Annotated in this window: 7 protein-coding genes; 3 read left to right on the forward strand and 4 right to left on the reverse strand. The window is 74.4% G+C overall.

Translation table 11 applies throughout. The features are described 5' to 3' along the window. The 3 genes from LJ221_RS13105 to LJ221_RS13115 form a co-directional block, all read left to right on the forward strand. A partial coding sequence (locus LJ221_RS13105) for a class II glutamine amidotransferase (protein ID WP_374228436.1) occupies positions 1-346 on the forward strand: 346 nt, incomplete at its 5' end. Beyond that, positions 343-1,317: an L-histidine N(alpha)-methyltransferase gene (egtD, locus tag LJ221_RS13110; RefSeq protein WP_241716565.1), complete on the forward strand. Its 975-nt coding sequence runs from the start codon at positions 343-345 to the stop codon at positions 1,315-1,317. The genes LJ221_RS13105 and egtD, both read left to right, overlap by 4 nt. A 54-nt stretch (positions 1,318-1,371) precedes the next feature. Continuing rightward, the gene (locus tag LJ221_RS13115) at positions 1,372-1,839 is read left to right on the forward strand and encodes a hypothetical protein (protein ID WP_241716567.1); all 468 of its coding nucleotides are present in this window, start codon (positions 1,372-1,374) and stop codon (positions 1,837-1,839) included. Positions 1,840-1,860: 21 nt separating this feature from the next. On the opposite strand, the gene LJ221_RS13120 is transcribed toward LJ221_RS13115, so the two are convergent. From LJ221_RS13120 to folB, 4 genes are all read right to left on the reverse strand, one after another. Continuing rightward, positions 1,861-2,232, reverse strand: a complete 372-nt coding sequence (locus LJ221_RS13120) for a hypothetical protein (protein WP_374228437.1) — start codon at positions 2,230-2,232, stop codon at positions 1,861-1,863. 103 nt (positions 2,233-2,335) lie between these two features. Then, positions 2,336-2,827 carry a DUF3180 domain-containing protein gene (locus tag LJ221_RS13125; protein WP_241716569.1) on the reverse strand — a complete coding sequence of 164 codons (492 nt, stop codon included), beginning with the start codon at positions 2,825-2,827 and terminating at the stop codon, positions 2,336-2,338. Between the two features lie 154 nt (positions 2,828-2,981). Then, positions 2,982-3,578, reverse strand: coding sequence for a 2-amino-4-hydroxy-6-hydroxymethyldihydropteridine diphosphokinase (folK, locus tag LJ221_RS13130; protein ID WP_241716571.1), 597 nt, complete (start codon positions 3,576-3,578; stop codon positions 2,982-2,984). Then, positions 3,575-3,934, reverse strand: a complete 360-nt coding sequence (folB, locus tag LJ221_RS13135) for a dihydroneopterin aldolase (protein ID WP_241716573.1) — start codon at positions 3,932-3,934, stop codon at positions 3,575-3,577. Before folB ends, folK begins: the two co-directional genes overlap by 4 nt. Positions 3,935-4,000: the final 66 nt, after the last annotated feature.

Consider the following 4,000-nt stretch of genomic DNA (forward strand, 5'->3'; position numbering starts at 1 on the left):
GCGCCGCCTGCGGGCCGGGAGGTCCGCAGGCGCCGCGCTGGCCGACGTCGCCGTGCGGACCGTGCGGGCGTGCCCGGACGCACGGGCCAACCTGCTCCTCACCGACGGCCGGAACATCACCGCGACCCGCTGCGGCGACACCCTGTGGTACCGCGCGGCGCCCGGCGCCTTCCTCGTCGCGTCCGAGCCCTCGGATGCGGAGCCCCCCGGCGGGGACGGCTGGCTGGAGGTGCCCGAGCACTCCCTGCTGCGAGCCACGGCGGAGACCGTCGAGGTCACCCCTCTGCCGGCCGCCCCCGCTCCCCGCCCCTCCCCGCCCGCACCCGAGAGGATGCCTTCCTCATGACCTCCCGGTTCACCCTCGACCGGCGGCTTCCGGAGCGCCACCTCGCCGACTCGCTGCGCGCCGATGTCCTCGCCGGACTGACCTCGCCCCCCAGGACGCTGCCGCCCAGGTGGTTCTACGACGCCCGCGGCAGCAAGCTGTTCGAAGAGATCACCCGGCTGCCCGAGTACTACCCGACCCGTGCCGAACGGGAGATCCTGGGGCTGCGCGCGGCCGAGGTCGCGGACCTCACCGGCGCCCGCACCCTGGTGGAGCTCGGCTCTGGATCCTCCGACAAGACCCGCCTGCTCATCGACGCGCTCCTGCGCCGCGGGACTCTGGAGGGCTACGCGCCCATCGATGTCAGCGAGTCCGCCCTGTCCGCGGCGGGCCAGGCGCTGTGCCACGAGTACCCCGGACTGCGCATCGCGGCCACCCTCGCCGACTTCGGCGACCGCCTGTGCCTGCCGACCGGTCCCGGCCCGCGGCTGGTCGCCTTCCTGGGCGGCACCCTGGGCAACCTCGGCACGGCGGAGCGCGCCGGCTTTTACGACCGGCTGCGCTCCTCCCTCGGCACGGAGGACACCCTTCTGCTCGGCGCGGATCTGGTCAAGGGCGAGGATGTCCTGGTGCGTGCCTACGACGACGCGCAGGGGATCACGGCGGAGTTCAACAAGAACGTGCTGCTGGTGCTCAACCGCGAGTTGGGCGCCGGCTTCGACCCGAGGGCCTTCGACCACCTGGCCCTGTGGAACCGGGAGGAGGAACGCGTGGAGATGCGGCTGCGGGCACGGACCGGGCAAACCGTGTCCCTGCCGGCACTCGGCGTGGAGATCCCTTTCGCACAGGGGGAGGAGGTGCGCACGGAGATCTCGGTGAAGTTCCGCCGCGCCGGGCTGACCGACGAACTGCGGCGGCACGGCTTCGCGGTGACCCGCTGGTGGACCGACGCCCGGGAGCGTTTCGCCCTGCTGCTGGCCGTGCCCAGCTGACATGGCGGCGGGCCCGGGGGGGTACCCGTGGCGGCCCGACGGAAGGAGACCGCGATGCGTCCGCTGACCCAGGGACTGGTGGCCGGATCGGTCGGCACGGCCGCCCTCAACATCACGACCTACGGGGACATGCTGCTGCGGGCACGGCCGGCCAGCTCCGTGCCCTCCGATGTCGTAGACCGGCTCGCCGAGCGTACGGGCGTCGGGCTGGGCGAGGACGAGGAGGCGTCGAACCGCAAGGCGGCGGCCGGGGCTCTGCTGGGCTTCGTCACCGGCCTCGGCGTCACCGCGGCCTACGCACTGGTGAGCGGACGGCGGCGGACGCCGCCCGTGTCGGTGACCGCGCCACTGCTCGGGGCCGCCGCCATGGCGGGCAGTGACGTGTCCGCCACGGTGCTCGGCGTCACCGATCCCCGCTCCTGGAGCCGCTCCGCCTGGTTGTCGGACATCGTGCCGCACCTGGTGTACGGCCTCGCCGCCGGCTCGACGCTCCGGGCGCTGCGGCGGCGCGCTCCCCGGTGACGGAGCCGCCCGGCGGGCGGGTCATCCCTCTCCGCCGGGCGCCCGTACCACCAGACCCGCGCCCCCGGCCGCATGCGCCACCGAGGCGAGCAGCGCCTCCCCTCCCCTGGCGGCCACGATCTGGAGCCCGGCCGGGCAGCCGCCGCCGGTGAAACCCGCCGGGACGCCGACCACCGGGTGACCGCTGAGATTGAAGGACCAGGTCAGTGCCGTGCTGTACCGATCGCCCGGACCGTCGTGACCGTGGGGGCGGTTAGGCATGACCGGGGTGAGCGGCAGCCGGGCGAGCCGGGCCAGTGCCGCCTCCACCACCTCGGCCGCGGACACCTCACGCCGTGCCACGGCCCGGGCCGACGCCACCGCCGGCAGCCCCGCGTACCCGTCCTCGTCCATCCCCGTTCCCCCTACCGCTCCTGGCCCGCGCGGCCGACCCCGGACGGCCCCGGACGGCCCTGCCGGCGGGAGCCGGTGCGGGCCGGGGGACGGGCGGTACGGCTCAGACCGTCTCGGCGGCCGGGGGCGGTGGCTCCTCGTCGTCGTCCGGAAGCCTGCACACCCGCTGCAGGAAGACGGCCGCCACCACCACCGCCACGCCCGCCAGCACCGACAGGCCCGCGTAGACCGCCTGGTCCCGGCGGGCGGGCACGTCCATGGCGCCGAAGAGCAGGTAGACGCCCGTGCCACCGTACGCCCCCGCCGCCAGGGCGGCCACCAGCGCGCTGGCCTGTCCCAGGACCACAGCTCGGGCGGCCATCATCGGCTCCACGCCCTTCGCGCCGGGCCGCCGCTCGCGCTGGGCACGCAGCCGGGCACGGATGGACAGCGCGGTGGCGGTCAGTACGGTGGCGATCACCGCGAGCACGATCGGGGCCGCGACGGGTACGGCGGGCAGAGTGCCCAGCGCGTCCCACATCCGCGCCCCTGCCCAGGACAGCACCAGCGCGAGCGCGAAGATGCCGGCCAGCGTCCTGATACGTAGTTCCCTCACGGGACTCCCCACGTCACTCGGCGCCCCCTCGGGGCGGCGTCGCCCGAACGGCATCGTCGAAGCCGTCGAAGAACCGTGCCCGTACGGAGCCGTCCACACTCCCGGAGCCGGACCACCGGAGCCGGGCCGACGGGCACGGCCGCACCGCGGCCGGTCACTCCGGCAGGCTCAGTTCCAGGTCCTCCCGGCGCGCCACGCCCTCCCGGCCCACGGTGCCGAGGAGGTCCGCCACCGGGCCGTGCCCGTGGACCTCGGCCTCGGGGTCCACGTCGTGCCACGGCGCCAGCACGAAGGCGCGTTCATGGCACCGGGGGTGCGGCAGGGTCAGCTCCGGGTCGTCGGAGACGACGTCCTGGTACGCCACGATGTCCACGTCGATCGTCCGCGGGCCCCAGTGTTCGTCGCGGGTCCGCGCGTAGGCCTCCTCGATGGCGTGGGCCCGCTCCAGCAGTGAACCGGGCGGCAGAGTGGTCTTGAGCAGGACGACGGCGTTGAGGTAGGAGGGCTGGCTGCCCGGCTCCACGCCCCACGGCTCGGTCTCGTACACCGGTGAGACGGCCTTGACCCGCACCCCCGGAGTCTCCTCCAGCGCGTCGACCGCTCCCTGGAGCGTCTCCATGCGGTTGCCCAGGTTGCTCCCGAGCGAGAGGACGGCACGCTTGGGGTTGTGCAGGGTCACATCGGCCGCGTCCACCTGGTGCACCACCGAGGCGGGCACCGGCTGTACGGTCGGGTCGCTGTTCGGCGTCATGCGCGGCTCCGCTTGATGGTGATGGTCACGTCGTCGAAGGGGACGGTGACGGGGGCCTCGGGCTTGTGGACGGTGACCTCCACCTCGCGCACCGCGCCGTGCGTCAGGCACTGGTCGGCGATCCGCTGGGCGAGGGTCTCGATCAGGTCGACAGGCTCGCCCCCGACGATCGCGGCGACCTCCTCGGCGACGATGCCGTAGTGCACCGTCTGCGCGAGGTCGTCCCCGGCGGCCGCGGGGCGGGTGTCCAGGCCCATCGCCAGGTCCACCACGAAGGTCTGTCCCTGCTTTCGTTCCCCCTCGAACACCCCGTGATGCCCGCGGATCCTCAGTCCGCGCAACGCGACACGGTCCACGCGCTCTCACTCCCGTCGGTCGTACGGATGCGGCGGCGGGCCGGTGGCCTGCCGCCCCGCGCCCTC

Source organism: Streptomyces sp. CNQ085 (assembly GCF_022614595.1).
Lineage (GTDB): Bacteria > Actinomycetota > Actinomycetes > Streptomycetales > Streptomycetaceae > Streptomyces.

Bases quoted from the DNA above. Each gene is read 5' to 3' on its own strand.
- egtD (WP_241716565.1), top strand. From the start codon at position 343: ATGACCTCCCGGTTCACCCTCGACCGGCGGCTTCCGGAGCGCCACCTC.
- LJ221_RS13115 (WP_241716567.1), top strand. From the start codon at position 1,372: ATGCGTCCGCTGACCCAGGGACTGGTGGCCGGATCGGTCGGCACGGCC.
- LJ221_RS13120 (WP_374228437.1), bottom strand. From the start codon at position 2,232: ATGGACGAGGACGGGTACGCGGGGCTGCCGGCGGTGGCGTCGGCCCGG.
- folK (WP_241716571.1), bottom strand. From the start codon at position 3,578: ATGACGCCGAACAGCGACCCGACCGTACAGCCGGTGCCCGCCTCGGTG.